Source organism: Ruegeria sp. O5, assembly GCF_056535105.1.
Map to the genome: position 1 here is coordinate 63,566 of NZ_JBQERN010000013.1, position 17,586 is coordinate 81,151.

The window sequence follows — 17,586 nt, forward strand, 5'->3', positions numbered from 1 at the left end:
CGCTTAAGGTTCCGTGTCAGCCGTGCTTTGCTGCGCGCGGACCCGTCAGCGCTGGCCACATGGAAAACAGATACAACCCGATTGCGGCAATCCATAACCCGTCAGCCGTCAGCATGGCGGTCATATATCCACCTGCTAGCCCGGACCCCAGCCAGCGGACCAAAGCCGCCGCCGCCATAAGCCCGTATCCGACCGCCATGGGCGACGGAGCAACAAGGGGCCGGCCACTGTGGCCAAGGGCAGCGCGGCTCATGACGGCAAGGGTCATGCCACCAACGCACCCAATCCCCAAAATGTGCAGCGCCCCGATCTCATTTCCATATCCGATGACAGCAGACCCCCACAGCAACAACCCAAGGGCCAGCATCATCAGGCCCAGGTGCAGAGCAATCAGGATCGGCTGCCGCAGCGCCCAACCCGCTCTCCACCGTGCCATGCGCATCACCTGGGCGCCGCCCAGCAGCAGCGCGAAGATACCTGCCAACGAAACACTGCCCAAGGTCAGAACCAACAACGGCAGCACAAGGGCAAGCGCCATCACGGCCTTTTCCAGCGCCGCATTTGAAACCGGCCACAGGGCTTCGGGAACACCCTCGCGTTTCATTGCATTGCGCGTAAAGGCCGGAGTAATACGTCCCCCCAGTATCGCTATCATTGAACACAAGGTCAGCAGCCCTGCTCGCACGCCGGTATTCAACGTGTCTGCGGCGACACCTATCCATTCCAGATGAACCATCAGGTTGGCCACCCATACCAAACTCAGAAGATACAGAAATATCATGTTCTGTGGCTTGGGCCTGCGTATCAGCTGGCTGGCAATCTTCAGGACAAGGATCGGGACGAAGCTCAGGTCGACAATCGCGACGGTGATCAGAGAGAGCGATCCTGAAAACCACACCGCCAGCCGCCCCGCCATCCAGATCAGCGCTACAATCGTGACAAAGCGCGCGCGCACTTCGGGCGTGCCGGTCCAGTTCGGAACTGCCGTCAGAAAGAACCCACCCAGTGCTGCCGTTGCATAGCCAAAAATCATCTCATGGGCATGCCACATGACCGGGGGCATTCCATAACTTTGCTCGGCATAGGGTAAGAGCCCATCCAGTGAGGCCAGCCAAACACCCCAGGCGACACCAGCAAACACACCATAAAGACCGGCAGAAAGGAAAAATACCCGAAAGCCTTCGCTGAAAATGCGCGATATTGCAGATGACATGCCTGCTCTCCATGGCCCATCTCGTCCTTCAACAAGCAGTACTGTCCGACGGGATTCGGGCACTTAACCGAAATCAAGACGACAAAAACATGTGCGAAAAAAACAGGTTTTATTGCTGAAATCTGCGTCTGGTTTTTGCCCAAAGAACGAAGTTAGCGCCGCGCCCGTTGACTTTGGTCAAGGATGACAATCCCGTGATGGATCAGTCTCCGCATTGCCTCACCACGCAAATGGAGAGTGATCATGTCACTTGGAATCAGCTACAACAAGACCGGCCGCGCTTTTGGGGTCGGATTGGCAATGTTGTTGGGCAGCGTCGCTGCTCCAGCTTTTGCCGACGAGCCAACACTTAGCGACGAAGCCTTTGAAGCTTCGAAACAACTGTACTTTGAACAATGTGCAGGCTGCCACGGGGTTTTGCGCAAAGGCGCTACCGGTAAAAACCTGGAGCCGCATTGGAAGAAGACCGCAGCCGACGGCACCGTAACCGAAGGCGGCACCCTGAAACTGGGTCAGGAACGCCTTGAGAAAATCATCGCCTGGGGAACTGAAGGCGGGATGAACAACTTCTCGGACATCATGTCCGAGCAGGAAATCAAGGACATGGCGACCTACATCATGATGGAGGCCCCAAAGCCGCCTGAAATGTCGCTGGAACAGATGAAGGCAACCCGCAAGGTTTACGTCGAAGAAGCAGACTACCCGACCGAGCCGCTTCACGGCCGCAACTGGGAAAACTTCTTTGTCGTCATCGAACGCGATGTGGGCAAGGTTGCCGTCATCGACGGTGACACGAAAGAAGTGCTGACGCATATTCCGACCGGCTATGCCGTGCACGTCCTGAAGGCTTCGGAACATCACAACATCACCGAACCCGAAACACCTGGACGTTTCTGGTACACAATGGGCCGTGACGGCAAGATGACCAAGATCGACCTCTGGCAAACGCCGGACAAGATGCTGGTTTCGGAAGTCAAGATCGCCTATGACGCGCGCGATGTCGCCGTGTCCGGTGACGGCAAATACGTCATCGGTGGTGGGTACTGGCCGCCTCACTTTGCGATCGTTGATGCGCAGACCATGGAGCCGGTCAAAGTCGTTTCGACCCGTGGCACAAACGTAGATGGTGAGTATGTGGAAGAAGCCCGTGTGGCCGCTATCTACACCACGCCGAACGAACCCACCTGGATCGTTGCCGTGAAAGAGCTGGGTCAGCTTTGGCAGGTTGACTACACCGACCTCGACAACTTGCGGATTGACAAGATCAACTCGGCCAAGTTCCTGCATGACGGGTTCTTCGACCCGACAGGCCGGTACTTCCAGATCGCGGCAAACGCATCGAACAAGATGGTCGTTGTCGATACCGAAACGCACAAGCTTGAGGCTATGATCGACACCGCTGCCCTGCCGCACCCCGGCCCGGGCGCGAACTGGATTGACCCGAACTGCGGACCTGTGGCGGGCACAACCCACCTGGGTGTCGGTACCGTGACAGTCTGGGGCAACGACCCAGAAGGCCACCCGGATCAGGCGTGGAAAACCTGTTACGAGGTGGAAACCGACGGCCCCGGCCTGTTTGTCCGCACCCACCCGAACTCGGATTACATCTGGGCTGATCAGACCAAACACCCCGAGCCGGAAATTCAACAATCGGTTCAGGTCATCTCGAAAGAGACCGGCGAGATCGTGAAAACCATCCAGATCACCGAAGACGAAGGCAGCGCCGCTGTTCACTTCGAATTCAACGCCGATGGTACCGAGGTCTGGGTTTCCAAGTGGAACCTGTCGGACTCGAAGGAACCCAACGGTCAGATTGTGATCTTCGACGCCAAGACATTGGAAGAAATCGGTCGGATTGACGGGCTTTATGCGCCAACCGGCAAATTCAATGTCCACAACCGGTCGAACCACGTCACCTGACGGGTTCGTAACCTAAACCGGAAAGGGCGGGCCCCTCGCCCGCCCTTTCCTCGTTTGACAGATCCGCCAAACTCACCGGCCTGCCACCCAAGGCCAGACAAGACAGCCAAAACGGAGCCCGGATATGACTTCCGAACCGGATAAGAAAAAACCGATCTGGCGCCGGTATTTCCTGTGGGGAATGCCCGTGGCCGGCATTGCTGCGGCTTTCGCCGCCGGCATCATCTTCTGGGGTGGGTTCAACACCGCCATGGAAGCCACGAATACCAAGGAATTCTGTGTCTCGTGCCACGAGATGCGGGATTTTGTTTATGCGGAATATCAGGGCACGATCCACGACGTGAACCGGTCGGGCGTTGGTGCGGTCTGCTCGGACTGTCACGTGCCCAAGGACTGGACCCACAAAATCATCCGCAAAATAAAAGCCTCGAAAGAGCTTTATGGAAAGGTGGTCGGTACCATCAACACCCGCGAGAAATTCGAAGCCAAGCGCATTCATCTTGCCATGAATGAGTGGGAGCGGATGAAAGCAACGGACTCGCGCGAATGTCGAAACTGCCATGACTTTGAATCGATGATGCCCGAATTCCAACGTCCCCGTGCGCGTCAGCAGCACCTTAATGCAATGGAAACCGGTCAGACTTGTATCGACTGCCACAAGGGCATTGCCCACTCGAACATCCGAGACCGCGCAACCGACGAGTATCTGGAAGAACTTGAAGCACCAAACCCGGCCTTCATCCGGCCAATTCCGCCAGAATACCTTGCCAGCCTTGAGCGGATCGAAGCCAAGGAAGCTGCCGACGCCGAGGCCGAAAAAGCTGCAAAGAAAGCCCAGCAGGAGGCCGTTCAGGCCCAGATTGCGGCAGCAGTTGATGCGGCCGTCGCGGAAGAGCGGGCAACGGCTGCAACCGATGGTTCGGCAACACCTGCCAGCAGTGAAAGCGGCGATGTCGGTGCCAACATCGACTGGAATGCGGTGGCTAGTGCGGACCTGAAGCTGTTCTATCCAGGCCAGGCGTCGTTTGAATGGGTGCAGAACGGAAAAACCCATGGCGGGGCCCGTCCGCTGACCAAAGGTGGCGATCAATGTTCGACCTGTCATGCCAAGGAACTGGATGCGATTGGTAACAAGATCGTTGCCGGTGGCGAGCTGGAACCCACTCCGATCCCCGGCAAACGCGGTGTGATCGACGCAACCGTTCAGGCGGCACATGATGACGAAAACCTGTACATCCGTCTGCAATGGCCGGATGCGGGGCACAACCCTGCTCCGTTTGTCGATGGCGGCAAAATGGATCCTGAAAACCAGATCAAAGTCGCTATGATGATCACCGGAACCGGTATCGAGCTGGGCGATCAGGTCGGGTGCTGGGCGTCGTGCCACGCCGACAACACCTATATGCCCTTTGCGCCTGAGGCCGATGCAATTGCCGCAAACGGGGATGTTTCCGGTCGCCTGACCGCTCAGGACACCGTGACCAAGTACCTCAGCGAAAGCCGCACCGAGATCGAGATCAAAGGTCGAGGCGGCAAGGCTTTGGGCGGTTGGGACAAGTTGCAGGCCACCGAACAAATCGAGCAGTATCTGGCTGACGGCACCTATCTTGACCTGATGCGTGTCTACGCGGACGGCAGCGCCACAAATGGTTATCTGCTGGAACAGCGGGTGGTCAATGATGGTGAGATTGCAGCCTCGGCAAACCTGTCTGGTGGCATGTGGACGGTTGTTTTCACACGTCCGCTGAACTCAGGTGCACCGGGTGACATTCCGCTGGAGGCAGGCCGGACCTATACCGTCGGTTTTGCAATCCATGATGACTTTGCCGCCGCTCGTTTCCACCACGTAACGCTGGATACCAGCCTGGCGCTGGACGACGACAGCGCATTTATCAACGTGGTCAAGCAATAACAGTTTGGGGCCGGTTCTCTCGGCCCCAATCACTTTGGAAAGGAGACATGGACCATGAAACCCCACCGCCTTCTTCCCGCGCTGCTGCTTCTTGCCGCGCCAGCCTGGTCAGATGAAACCGCCGAGATCTGCGCCGAAGCCGAAGAGCGTTATGTCGAACTGTTCGGCCACCCCTCGGCCTCGGTCGAGGACGCCAAGGTGGTTTTGATGTACAACTACAAATTCTGCCCGTTCGAGCTGACCGTAAAGGCAGGTACAACTGTCCGATGGGTGAATGTCGACAAGCGCACCAGCCACAGTGTGTTGCTGAAAGATGGCAGCGAACCCGAAAGCGACCGGCTGTTCCCGGAAGAAACGGTTGAAATGACCTTCCTGACACCGGGCCCTCAGGATTATCTCTGCGGGCCCCATTGGGAGACACAGAACATGATCGGGATGATCACTGTCGAGCCCTGATTTTGGGTGTACTTACAGGCTGAATTAAGGGGCGCGGGCGCAAATCCCGCGCTCCTTAACTTATGTCAAGGAGGTTGGTTTTCGATTGCGCCAATCTGCCCTCATGACACGCCCGGCCTACCCAGCAACGTCCCGCAAAAGCATTGGATTCGCGCAGGAAACTCCGGGTTTCGAAGACATTCAGACCCAGCGAGTTTGAACATGAGCGGTAAGGTTTTTCTGATTGGTGCAGGCCCCGGCGACCCCGAGCTGATGACGCTGCGTGCCCTGCGAATGCTGCAGGAAGCAGATGTGGTGGTCTATGACAGGCTGGTGTCTGCTGATATCCTGAATCTGCACGCCGAAGGCGCGCGGCTGATCCCTGTTGGGAAAGCGCCCAAATGCCACACCGTCCCACAGGACCGGATCAACGAAATCCTTCTGGAAGAGGCCAGCGCAGGTCACACGGTCGCCCGTCTGAAAGGTGGCGATCCGATGATCTTTGGCCGCGGCTCGGAAGAAGCCGCTTATCTGATGGCCCATGGCGTGGCGGTCGAATACGCACCGGGGATAACGGCGGCGCAGGGCGCGTCCTGCTCGACCGGCGTGCCGCTGACCCATCGCGGTCTGGCCACCTCGGTTCAATATGTTACCGGACACCGGCAGGCAGACAAAGTGCTGGATCTGGACTGGAAACGCCTGGCCGACCCGGACACGACACTGGTGGTCTATATGGGTGTGGCCAATATCGGCCAGATCGCCATGGGGCTGATGACCGAAAACCTACCGGGATCAACACCGGTTCTGGCCATCGGAAATGCGACGACACCCGATGAACGCCGGCTGGTGTCACGGCTGGACCAATTGGCCAACGACGTGCGCACCTCCGGGTTGAAGGCACCAACGCTTTTCATCATCGGCAAAGTTGTCTCACTCTACGCCGAACAGCCCGTGGCGAACATTCTGGAACGGGCTCATGGCTAAGCTAGGGTGCAGAAATCGTGTGCCGTGTCCCGCGCCGAACAGAAATGTGCCCGGCCACAAGGGGTGGGTTGCCCGAACCTTTCTGACAACTGCGGTTCTGGCCGCAACGTCCGCCTTTGCTGCCGATGTCATTGATCCCAACGCACTGAAAAGACTTGTGCATCAGGATTGCGGCTCGTGCCACGGGTTATCACTGAAAGGCGGCCTGGGGCCTGATCTGCGCTCGAAAACACTGGAGCATTATGACGCCGAGGTTTTGACCGGCGTCATCCTTGACGGCATCCCCGATACGGCGATGCCCCCGTGGCGGCCCCTGATCAGCGAAGAAGAGGCCGAATGGATTGCCCGATACCTGCTGGAACAGGAGGCACAATGAAACACCTTATCCTCAGCCTTGCGGCGACATTGATGATGACCACGGCTCAGGCTGAACCGATGGCGACAGGAGACCTTGGGCTGGTGATCGAACGTGCCAGCGGATCGGTCCTGCTGGTGGACCAGTCCGACCGTGCTGCTCTGGCCCGGATAGAAGGACTGGGCGATCTGTCCCACGCCTCGTTGGTCTATTCACCGGATGAACGTTTTGCCTATGTCTTTGGCCGTGACGGAGGCCTGACCAAGGTTGACATTGTCACCCGCCAGATCGTGAACCGTGTTGTGCAGTCCGGAAACGCCATTGGTGGCGCAATCTCGGACGATGGCGCCTTTGTAGCTGTATCGAATTACGAACCCGGCGGTGTGCGCGTGTTTGATGCGCAAACGCTGGAGATGGTGGCTGACATTCCCACCGGCAGCAAAACGATTGGTCTGGTCGACGCGCCGGGCCGCCGTTTCGTTTTCACAATGTGGGACACCGGCGAGACATGGATCGCGGATTTCGCACAAGGCACGCCCGAGATCACCAAGATCCCCGATATCGGCAAGAACCCTTATGACGCGCTGATCACTGCCAATGGCCGCACCTATATCACCGGCCTGTTTGGCGAGGATGGTCTGACCGCGCTTGATCTGTGGTCCGACAACCCGGAACCGATCCGCGTTCTACCCGGCTATGGCCGTGGTCAGGAGGAAATGCCGGTCTACAAGATGCCCCATCTGGAAGGTTGGGCGCTGACAGGGTCCGAATTTGTCTTGCCCGCCGTTGGCCACCACGAGGTTTTGTGGATCGACGCCACCACCCTGACCGAGACCGGACGCACGCAAACCTACGGACAGCCGGTTTTTGCCATGGCCCGCCCGGACGGGCGGCAGGTCTGGGTTAACTTTGCCCACCCGCTGAACGATACCATTCAGGTCATCGATACCGTCAGCAAACAGATCATCCACGAATTCAAGCCCGGCCCTGCCGTTTTGCACATGGAATTCACTCCGCGCGGGCACGAGGTCTGGATCAGTGTGCGCGATGCGAACAAGGTCATGGTTTATGACACGCGTAACTTCGAAAAACTACGTGAGATCGAGGCCGAAAGCCCGTCGGGTATCTTCTTTACCGCGCGTGCGCACAAAACGGGTCTGTAAGTCATGCAACACATTACAGACCCGATCGACCGCCGCTTGCTGGATGAATTTCAGCGTGATTTCCCGGTGACCGAACGCCCGTTTCAGGTTCTTGGAACCGCTCTTGAACTGGACGAAAGCGAAGTCATCCACCGCCTGACCAGAATGCGCACCACAGGCCGCATCACGCGGGTTGGCGCAACCATCACACCCGGCGTGGTGACGGCCAGTACGCTGGCAGCAGTGTCCGTCCCGGAGGAGCGGCTGGAAGAGGTTGCCGCCCTGATCGACGCCGAGCCGGGTGTAAACCACAATTATCAGCGCGAGGACGCCTGGAACCTCTGGTTCGTCGCTACCGGCCCGGATCGGGCGCATGTGGATGCTACCCTTGCGCGGATCAGCCGGGTCACCGGGCTGCGGGTACTGGATTTGCGGCTGGTGCGCCCTTTCAACGTTGATCTTGGGTTCCGCATGATCGGAGGGGTCAAAAATGTGCCCACAGCGCGTCAGGTGGATGCATCCGCCATGCGCGACGGCGATCGTTGCCTGCTGCAAACGCTCAGCTCGGGACTGTCTCTGGTCGCTGAACCCTATGCAGATTTGGCACATTCACTGAACCGGGACGTTGATGATGTGATGGCGCGAGTCATCGCGTTGCATTCGGCCGGTATCATCTCGCGGCTGGGCGTCATCGTACGTCACCGGGCGCTTGGCTGGTCGGCCAATGCGATGGTGGTCTGGGACCTGCCGGCAGAGCAGATCGACATCGCTGGCCCCGCTTTGGCCGCTTTCCCAGGGGTGACCTTGTGTTACGAGCGCAACCCGGTGCCCGATGTGTGGCCATATCGCCTGTATTCCATGATCCACGCGCGATCCCGCAGCGAGGCTTTGGACGTGCTGACCCGTGCGACGGCCCTGCCAGAACTGACGGACGCACGGAACAAGGTTCTGTTCTCAACCCGCTGCTTCAAGCAGACCGGCGCGCTGATTCAAACCAAAGAGGTCGCCGCATGACGCTGGACCAAACTGACCGTGCGATCCTGAACCGGATGCAAGACGATCTGCCACTGGTTTCACATCCTTACGCAACAGTCGCCAAAGAACTTGGCCTGTCCGAGGCCGAATTGCTGGCGAGCCTGACGCGCATGAAAGAGTCCCGTGTCATCACACGTTTTGGGCCGTTCTTCGATGCCGCTGCAATGGGCGGTGCCTTTTGCCTCTGTGCGATGGCCGTTCCAGCTGGGGAATTTGAAGTCGTCCTGACCAAAGTCAATGCACACCCCGAGGTCGCCCATAATTATGAACGCACGCACCGGCTGAACATGTGGTTCGTACTGGCAACGGAAACGCCCGAAGGGATCGAGGCCGCGGCCGATGCAATTGAACGGGAAACAGGGATCGAGGTTCTTTGTTTCCCCAAACTTCAGGAATTCTACATCGGCTTTCGGGTAGCGGCATGATCGACGCAACAGACAGACAGATTATCCAAGCGCTACAGGGCGGATTGCCTCTGGTTTCCGCCCCATATGCTCAGGTTGCTGATGATCTAGGGATGCAGGAAGCCGATCTGCTTGAGAGGCTGTCAGCTCTCAAGGCGCGCGGCGTAATCCGCCGTATCGCGGCCGCCCCTAACCACTACAAGCTGGGCATGACTTCGAACGGCATGACTGTCTGGGATGTCGAAGATGACCGCATCGCCAAATTGGGCGCTCAGATCGGTGCCCTACCCTTTGTCACCCATTGCTATGAACGTCCCCGCGCGTTGCCGGACTGGCCCTATAACCTGTTTGCCATGGTTCACGGATCGGATCGGGATGAGGTCGAAGAAAAGCGAGCCGAGATCGCCGCAATTCTGGGTGACGCCTGCCGGGCCAAGGATATCCTCTATTCCACGCGCATCCTGAAAAAGACCGGGCTGCGCCTGAAAAAGAAAGGCTGAGACGATGTTCCGCCTGACAGAATACATGCACCAGCTGGTCAAGCCGACCCCGGTGCGTAAACACCGCCCCGGCCCTGTGAAACCGGTGGTGATCTGGAACCTGACGCGGCGCTGCAATCTGAAGTGCCGTCATTGCTACACCGTCTCGGCGGATGTTGCGTTCCCGGGCGAGCTCAGCCACGAGCAAGCCATGGTAACCCTTGAGGATCTGGGCCAGTTTCGCGTCCCGGCCCTGATCCTCTCGGGTGGGGAACCACTGGACAGGTTCGATTTCTTCGACATTGCCAAACGTGCCCGCGAGCTTGTGCCGATGCTGGCGCTGTCGACCAACGGAACACGAGTTCATGATGAAACAGCCGACATGATTGCCGACGTTGGTTTCAACTACGTTGGCATCTCGTTGGATGGGATCGGGGCCACAAATGACTGGTTCCGCGGTGTTGAAGGGGCTTTTGCCGACGCCCTGCGCGGTGTGCGCGAATGCAAGAGGCGCGGCATCAAGGTTGGCTTGCGGTTCTGCCTGACCGAAGGCACGCAGCATCACCTGCCGGACCTGCTTCAGCTATGCGATGACGAGGGCGTCGACAAGTTTTACCTGTCGCACCTGGTTTATGCCGGGCGCGGCGACAAGAACCGCGGCGAGGATGCTGAGCATCAGCGCACCCGCAAGGGAATGGATCTGCTGTTGGAGCGCGCGTGGGAGGCTGCCTCGGGCGGTCGCCCGCTGGATATCGTGACCGGCAACAATGATGCAGACGCGGGGTATTTTCTGAACTGGATTCGTGCGCATTTCGACGCTGACAAGGCTGCGCATGTCCGCGAGCATCTGGCCGCTTGGGGAGGAAATTCCAGCGGTTTGGGTGTGGCCAATATCGACAATCTGGGCCGGGTCCATCCTGACACCTACTGGTCCGATTACACAGTAGGCAACGTTAAGACGACATCGTTTTCCGAGCTTTGGACCAGCGACGATCCGATGCTGGCTATGCTGCGCACGCGTCCGCGCCCCCTTAAAGGGCGCTGTGGGGCTTGCGAGCTAAAGGATGTCTGCGGTGGCAACACCCGCATCCGAGCCCTGCAACTGACCGGTGATCCCTGGGCCGAAGATCCGGCCTGTTACCTGACAAACGAAGAAATCGGTGTTGACGACGCAGGCGAGCGTCTGCGGGTTACGCCGTTCCGGGGGAAAAGCCATGATCCGGCGCATCAATTCTTTTAATCCCGTCTGCTCTGAGCCTTCGACATGGGTGCCAGAGACACCCAAGGGAGCCTCCGGCGGGAGTATTTTTGAAAAGATGAAGCTCGTGGTGATGTGTTCCGTGCTGACCGCAGGTGCAGCCTGGGCAGACGCACCAACGGATTATGCTGAACATTGTGCGTCCTGCCACGGTGAAAACCGCTTGGGCGGCGTCGGCCCGGCCTTGATCCCCGAGACGCTCCAGCGCATGCGCGGGCCCCGCATCGCAGCGGTGATAGCCGATGGGCGCGCGGCGACGCAAATGCCTGCTTTCTCGCACGAACTTGACGCTTTGCAGATTGAAGAGCTGGCTGGCTGGCTAAAATCACCGCTGGAAACCGACCCCGAATGGGGCGAGGCCCATATCATGGACAGCCGCACGCTGGATGACGGTTACATCCCCGTTGAGGCGCCAGTGTGGTCAAGTGACCCGATGAACATCACTCTGGTGGTCGAAACCGGGGACCATCACGTCAGTGTGCTGGATGGTGACACGTTTGAGGTTCTCGACAGGTTCGAGACACCTTTTGCGGTTCACGGCGGGCCGAAGTTCAGCCCGGATGGGCGTTTCGTTTTCATCATGTCCCGGGATGGCTGGGTTCAGAAATACGACATCTGGGCCCTGCAACAGGTGGGGCGCGTACGGGCGGGGCTTAACAGCCGTAACATCGCAATGTCCGGCGACGGCAAGTGGCTGGCCGTCGCGAATTATTTGCCCAACAGTCTGACCTTGCTGTCGACCGAAGACTTGTCGGTGGCAAAAGTCATTGCGATCAAAGGAAAAGCGGGAAAATCCAGCCGCGTATCCGCGGTGTATCAGGCCCCCCCGCGTGAGAGCTTTGTTCTGGCGCTCAAGGATGTTCCCGAGATCTGGGAGGTCTTCTACGGAGCCAACCCGCCGCAATCCGGGCTGGGTCACGACTTTCGCATCGAAGGGCAGTTCAAGAACCCCGATCCTTTCCCGGTGCGCAAGATCACAACGCCCGACTATCTGGACGATTTCTTTTTCGATCAGAGCTATGAATACGTCATGGGTGCCGCGCGCGATGGCAAGGGCGGACAGGTGATCGACCTTGTTATTGGGCACAAGGTGGCTGATCTGGACTTGCCGGGGATGCCGCATCTAGGCTCGGGGATTACGTGGAAACATGGCGATACGACCGTTATGGCCACGCCGCATCTGACTGACGGCACGGTGTCGGTGATCGACATGGGGACTTGGGAAACCGTCAAGCGGATCAAGACCGAAGGGCCGGGATTCTTCATGCGGAGCCACGAGAATTCGCCTTTCGTCTGGGCCGATGTCTTCTTTGGTCCCAACAAGGATGCCATGCATGTGATCGACAAGCAAAGCCTTGAAATCGTAAAGACTTTGCGCCCTGCCCCGGGCAAGACCGTGGCACATGTAGAGTTCACAAAGGATGGCCGCCACGCGCTTGTGTCGATCTGGGAAGATGACGGCGCGGTGATCGTTTATGACGCGCAGACGCTGGAAGAAGTGCGCCGCCTGCCGATGCGTAAACCATCTGGGAAGTACAATGTCTGGAACAAAATCACCTTCTCGGAAGGCACCAGCCACTGAGGGCAAATGGCCGGTCTGGAAACTGGCCATTCTGCTTTATCCAGCCACCATGTTGACCGTGGCCATCAACCTGTTTCTGGCCGGGCTGATCCTGCATAGCGCCGGTTTCGGGGTGATTGGACCGGTTCCGGCAATCCTTTGGTCAATACCTTTAGGCATACCCGCGTCCTGGTTGGCGGGGCGATGGGTGCGTGGGTTGATGGACGAAGCGGACGGCTGAAGGGAAATTCCAAAGGCCTGACGAAAGTCAAGTATCGGACAGGGAAAACCGCCTACGACTCGGGAAAGAATACCGAGTTGGATTCTCCATGCCTGCCTTTAACTCTTTCCACACCCTCCCTGTTCGCGCATTACGCGCGGCGTGTGGACTGGCAGGTATTTTCCTTCTGTTGTTGCAAATGCTTGGCCCGGTTCTGGCGAGTCCCGGTGAGAACATGTGGGTGGAGATCTGCTCGGAGGCGGGCGCGGTCTGGGTTCAAGTTGACCTTGAAGAAGAAGGCGACAACGATCCAACCGCGCCCTGCCCGAAATGCGCGGACTGTGCGCTTTGTGCGGTGACGGTGTCAGCACCGATGCCGGGCGCTTTGCAGCCCGCAAGCGTCGTAAATGTTCAAAATGTACGCTTTGAACATGGGGGGCAGTGCATTTTGTACAGCCCCAAACACCTGTGGCCCGAAACCCGGGGGCCCCCGTTCACGACCCAAGAAGAATCTGAACGCGCCCCGCGCGCGTCCATGGCGTCTACCCAATTGATCGGAGGTGCGCCGTGGTTATAAGTCGCGCAATCCATTTCCTTCTGGCCCTCGTTCTGTCCTGCGGTGTTGCAATCAGTGCACGCGCCGACAGTCTTGCCAGCTTTCTTCCTGACATTGATCCGGCTGACCTGGCCCCGGGTGCCGACGCGTTTGGCCCGGTACGCAGCGACGTGAAGGTTGCCCCGGTCCTTCGGGGTGCCGAGACCATCGCGTGGGCTTTTCTGACTTCGGACTTTGTCGGAACGACCGGCTATTCCGGCAAACCCATTCACGTGGTTGCTGCCATCGACGCAGACGCTGTTCTGACCGGTGTTCAGCTGGTCAAGCATTCCGAACCCATCGTACTGATCGGCATTCCCAATTCCCGGATGGTTGAACTGACCGAAGGCTATGCGGGCCTTGACCTGAAACGAGAGGCCGAGACCGGGGGTGAGGGGCATGACCTAGACATTATCTCGGGTGCGACCGTGACGATCATGGTGATCGATGACAGCCTTGTGCGCGGAGGGATCAAAGTGGCCCGCGCGCTGGGGCTGGGCGGATTGTCTCCGGTGCAGGCTGGAGGTCCGAAGCGCGAAGTCGATATGGCGCAGGATGCCATTTACGACTGGACCACATTGTCTGGAGACGGCTCGGTCCGGCGCATGACGCTGGATGTCGGGCAGGTCAATGCCGCCTTTGAAGCCACCGGGGATCAGCGCGCGATCAAGCGCCCCGAACCGGGCGAGCCGGATGACACCTTCATCGACATGCACATGGCGCTTGTTTCGGTCCCGTCTATCGGCAAGTCGCTGCTGGGTGAGGCTGAATACCAGAACCTGACCAACTGGCTGGACGAGGGCGAACAGGCCATTCTGGTTCTGGGGCGCGGGGCCTATAGTTTCAAGGGCTCGGGCTATGTCCGGGGTGGGATCTTTGACCGGATTCAGCTGATCCAGGGCGACAGCTCGGTGCGGTTCTTTGACAAGCAGCAGCGCCGTCTGGGTGAGGTTGCCGCGCCAGATGCCCCCAGCTTTACAGAACTGGATATCTTCAAGATCCCCGCTGATGCCGAGTTTGACCCGGCCGAGCCGTTCCGCCTGCAATTGCTGGTGCAGCGTGCCGTCGGGGCGGTTGAAAAGACCTTTCTGACCTTCGATCTGGGATACAAACTGCCTGAACAATACCTGTTGCCCGTCACCGCGCCATCGGTCGTAGATGATGCAACAGGCGAAGCGGCCGCCAAGGCGGCCCTGTGGCAGCGCATCTGGAAGGATCGCACTGTCGAGATCGCCGGGCTTGGTGTCATGCTGCTGGTGCTGACGGCGACGTTCTTCTTCCAGTTCCACGCCACGATGAATGCGCGCGTCTTCTACTGGTTCCGCATCGGGTACCTGACGATAACCCTGTTCTTCATCGGCTGGTATGCCAATGCACAGCTGAGCGTGGTGAACCTGATGGCGCTGGCGGGCAGTTTGCGAACCGGGTTCTCGTGGGATGCGTTCCTGCTGGACCCGCTGGTCTTTATCCAGTGGTTTGCCGTGGCCGCCGCTCTGCTGTTCTGGGGTCGTGGGGCCTATTGCGGATGGCTGTGCCCGTTTGGCGCGCTTCAGGAGCTGACCAACAAGATCGCGCGGGCGCTGAAAGTGCCGCAATGGACTTTGCCATGGGGTCTGAACGAGCGTCTCTGGCCTGCGAAATACATGATCTTTCTGGGTCTTTTTGGCCTGAGTTTCGTATCGATCCCGCTGGCCGAGCAATATGCCGAGATCGAACCGTTCAAAACCGCGATCATTTTGAAATTCATGCGCGACTGGCCATTTGTGGTCTTTGCGCTGGTCCTGCTGGGGATCGGGCTGTTCGTTGAGCGGTTCTATTGCCGCTATCTTTGCCCGCTGGGCGGAGCGCTGGCGATCCCTGCCCGTATCCGCATGTTCGACTGGCTGCGCCGCTACAACGATTGTGGCACGCCCTGTCAGACCTGCGCCAATGAATGCCCCGTTCAGGCGATCCACCCCACCGGTGAGATCAATCCGAACGAGTGCGTCACCTGCCTGCATTGTCAGGTGCTCTATCAGTCCGAGGACAAATGTCCCGTCGTTATCCGCCAACTGAAACGGCGGGCCAAGACCGGGTCGGTCACACCTAAGACCCCCCTCGGGCAACCACCGGCGAACCATCCGAACGCCAAACCGAAAACCGTTTCCTAAAAGGAGGAACGACCATGTCGGACCAAGAAAACAAACTGAATATCACGCGCCGCGGTATGCTGGGGGCCACTGCCACCGGTGCCGTCATCGCCGGGACCGGTCTGGGATCGACCCTGATGACCGCGAAAGAGGCCAGCGCTGCCGCCAAGCAGCATCTGGAACCGGGCGAGCTGGACGAATATTACGGCTTCTGGTCGTCGGGCCAGACCGGCGAGCTGCGCATTCTGGGCGTGCCGTCCATGCGCGAGCTGATGCGGGTGCCGGTGTTCAACCGCTGCTCGGCCACGGGCTGGGGCCAGACCAACGAGTCGCTGAAGGTTCTGACCGAAGGCCTGCTGCCTGAAACCAAGGAGTTCCTGGCTGCAAACGGCAAGGTCACCTATGACAACGGCGACCTGCACCACCCGCATATGTCGTTCACCGACGGCACCTATGATGGCCGTTATCTGTTCATGAACGACAAGGCCAACACCCGCGTGGCCCGTGTGCGCTGTGACGTGATGAAATGCGACAAGATCATCGAGATCCCGAACGCGCATGACATCCACGGCCTGCGTCCGCAGAAATTCCCGCGCACCGGCTATGTCTTTGCCAACGGTGAGCACGAGGCCCCGCTGGTCAATGACGGCCAGATCCTTGATGATCCGTCACAATATGTGAACATCTTTACTGCCATCGACGGCGACACCATGGAAGTTGCATGGCAGGTGATGGTGTCGGGTAACCTCGATAACACCGACTGCGACTATCAGGGCAAATACGCCTTCTCGACCTCGTATAACTCGGAAATGGGTATGAACCTGGCCGAGATGACCGAGAACGAGCTGGACCATGTGGTCGTGTTCAACCTCAAAGGTATCGAAGAGGCCGTAGCGGCCGGGAACTATCAGGAACTGAACGGCGTCAAGGTCGTGGACGGGCGTAAAGAGGCGGGTGGAAACCTGACCCGGTACATCCCGATCCCGAACTCGCCACACGGTGTGAACACAGCGCCTGACAAGAAACACATCATGATCAACGGCAAGCTGTCGCCGACCGTGTCCGTGATCGATGTGGAAAAGGTCGATGCGCTGTTCAGCGAAAATGCCGATCCGCGTTCCGCTGTTGTCGCCGAGCCGCAGCTGGGTCTTGGCCCGCTTCACACGGCGTTCGACGGCAAGGGCAACGCTTATACCACCCTGTTCCTGGACAGCCAGGTGGTGAAGTGGGACATCGCCAAGGCGATCGAGGCCTATGCGGGTGCTGATGTTGACCCGATCGTCGACAAGGTCGACGTGCATTACCAGCCGGGCCACAACTCGACCTCGATGGGTGAAACTGCCGAAGCCGATGGCAAGTGGCTGATTTCGATGAACAAGTTTTCGAAAGACCGCTTCCTGAACGTAGGCCCGCTGAAGCCCGAAAATGAGCAGCTGATCGATATTTCCGGCGACAAGATGAAGGTGGTCCATGACGGTCCGACCTTTGCCGAGCCGCATGACTCAATCATTGTTCACCGGTCCAAGGTGAACCCGGTGAATGTCTGGGACCGCAACGACCCAATGTGGGAAGAGGCGCGCGCGCAGGCTGCCGCTGACGGCGTCGATCTGGACGAAGGTGCCGAGGAACCGATCCGGGACGGCAACAAGGTGCGGGTCTACATGACCTCGACCGCGCCCGTGTTCAGCATGGAGAAGTTCACCGTCAAACAGGGTGACGAAGTGACCGTTTATGTCACCAACCTGGATGATGTGGACGATGTGACCCACGGCTTCTGCCTGTCGAACTTCGGTATCGCGATGGAAGTTGCACCGCAGGCCACGGCCTCGGTCACGTTCATTGCTGACCGTCCGGGCGTGCACTGGTTCTATTGCCAGTGGTTCTGCCACGCGCTGCACATGGAGATGCGCGGCCGGATGTTTGTTGAGCCGCGGAGCGCATAAA

15 protein-coding genes are annotated in these 17,586 nt (G+C 58.7%); 14 read left to right on the plus strand and 1 reads right to left on the minus strand.

Features of this window, described 5'->3' with window-relative positions; genetic code table 11:
• Positions 1–16: 16 nt before the first annotated feature.
• Entirely contained in the window at positions 17–1,213 is a 1,197-nt protein-coding gene (locus tag ACR0M3_RS15345) for an NnrS family protein (RefSeq protein WP_480911538.1), read from the minus strand.
• Positions 1,214–1,456: 243 nt separating this feature from the next.
• On the opposite strand from ACR0M3_RS15345, the gene ACR0M3_RS15350 reads away from it, so the two are divergent.
• The 14 genes from ACR0M3_RS15350 (at position 1,457) to nosZ (ending at position 17,585) form a co-directional block, all read left to right on the plus strand.
• Positions 1,457–3,133: a cytochrome D1 domain-containing protein gene (locus ACR0M3_RS15350; RefSeq protein WP_480484314.1), complete on the plus strand. Its 1,677-nt coding sequence runs from the start codon at positions 1,457–1,459 to the stop codon at positions 3,131–3,133.
• 124 nt (positions 3,134–3,257) lie between these two features.
• Positions 3,258–5,045 (plus strand): NapC/NirT family cytochrome c, encoded by a 1,788-nt coding sequence (locus ACR0M3_RS15355; protein ID WP_480911540.1) that lies wholly within the window; start codon positions 3,258–3,260, stop codon positions 5,043–5,045.
• 54 nt (positions 5,046–5,099) lie between these two features.
• Complete coding sequence (locus ACR0M3_RS15360) at positions 5,100–5,501, plus strand: cupredoxin domain-containing protein (RefSeq protein ID WP_209507051.1); 402 nt, start codon at positions 5,100–5,102, stop codon at positions 5,499–5,501.
• A gap of 201 nt (positions 5,502–5,702) precedes the next feature.
• Positions 5,703–6,464 carry a uroporphyrinogen-III C-methyltransferase gene (gene cobA / locus ACR0M3_RS15365; RefSeq protein WP_480484311.1) on the plus strand — a complete coding sequence of 254 codons (762 nt, stop codon included), beginning with the start codon at positions 5,703–5,705 and terminating at the stop codon, positions 6,462–6,464.
• A gap of 46 nt (positions 6,465–6,510) precedes the next feature.
• Complete coding sequence (locus ACR0M3_RS15370) at positions 6,511–6,840, plus strand: c-type cytochrome (RefSeq protein WP_480488726.1); 330 nt, start codon at positions 6,511–6,513, stop codon at positions 6,838–6,840.
• Positions 6,837–7,982: a cytochrome D1 domain-containing protein gene (locus tag ACR0M3_RS15375; protein WP_480911542.1), complete on the plus strand. Its 1,146-nt coding sequence runs from the start codon at positions 6,837–6,839 to the stop codon at positions 7,980–7,982. Before ACR0M3_RS15370 ends, ACR0M3_RS15375 begins: the two co-directional genes overlap by 4 nt.
• A gap of 3 nt (positions 7,983–7,985) precedes the next feature.
• Positions 7,986–8,975, plus strand: coding sequence for a siroheme decarboxylase subunit beta (ahbB, locus tag ACR0M3_RS15380; RefSeq protein ID WP_480911544.1), 990 nt, complete (start codon positions 7,986–7,988; stop codon positions 8,973–8,975).
• The gene (locus ACR0M3_RS15385; RefSeq protein WP_480911546.1) at positions 8,972–9,421 is read left to right on the plus strand and encodes an Lrp/AsnC family transcriptional regulator; all 450 of its coding nucleotides are present in this window, start codon (positions 8,972–8,974) and stop codon (positions 9,419–9,421) included. Before ahbB (ACR0M3_RS15380) ends, ACR0M3_RS15385 begins: the two co-directional genes overlap by 4 nt.
• Positions 9,418–9,900, plus strand: a complete 483-nt coding sequence (ahbB, locus tag ACR0M3_RS15390) for a siroheme decarboxylase subunit beta (protein WP_480911548.1) — start codon at positions 9,418–9,420, stop codon at positions 9,898–9,900. The genes ACR0M3_RS15385 and ahbB (ACR0M3_RS15390) overlap by 4 nt, the downstream gene beginning before the upstream one ends.
• 4 nt (positions 9,901–9,904) lie before the next feature.
• Positions 9,905–11,119, plus strand: a complete 1,215-nt coding sequence (nirJ, locus tag ACR0M3_RS15395) for a heme d1 biosynthesis radical SAM protein NirJ (RefSeq protein WP_480911550.1) — start codon at positions 9,905–9,907, stop codon at positions 11,117–11,119.
• 76 nt (positions 11,120–11,195) lie between these two features.
• Positions 11,196–12,719: a cytochrome D1 domain-containing protein gene (locus ACR0M3_RS15400; protein WP_480911551.1), complete on the plus strand. Its 1,524-nt coding sequence runs from the start codon at positions 11,196–11,198 to the stop codon at positions 12,717–12,719.
• Positions 12,676–12,939, plus strand: coding sequence for a hypothetical protein (locus tag ACR0M3_RS15405; RefSeq protein WP_209507042.1), 264 nt, complete (start codon positions 12,676–12,678; stop codon positions 12,937–12,939). Before ACR0M3_RS15400 ends, ACR0M3_RS15405 begins: the two co-directional genes overlap by 44 nt.
• Before the next feature lie 546 nt (positions 12,940–13,485).
• Complete coding sequence (locus tag ACR0M3_RS15410) at positions 13,486–15,663, plus strand: 4Fe-4S binding protein (RefSeq protein WP_480911553.1); 2,178 nt, start codon at positions 13,486–13,488, stop codon at positions 15,661–15,663.
• 14 nt (positions 15,664–15,677) lie between these two features.
• The gene (gene nosZ, locus ACR0M3_RS15415) at positions 15,678–17,585 is read left to right on the plus strand and encodes a TAT-dependent nitrous-oxide reductase (protein WP_480911555.1); all 1,908 of its coding nucleotides are present in this window, start codon (positions 15,678–15,680) and stop codon (positions 17,583–17,585) included.
• Position 17,586 lies beyond the last annotated feature (1 nt).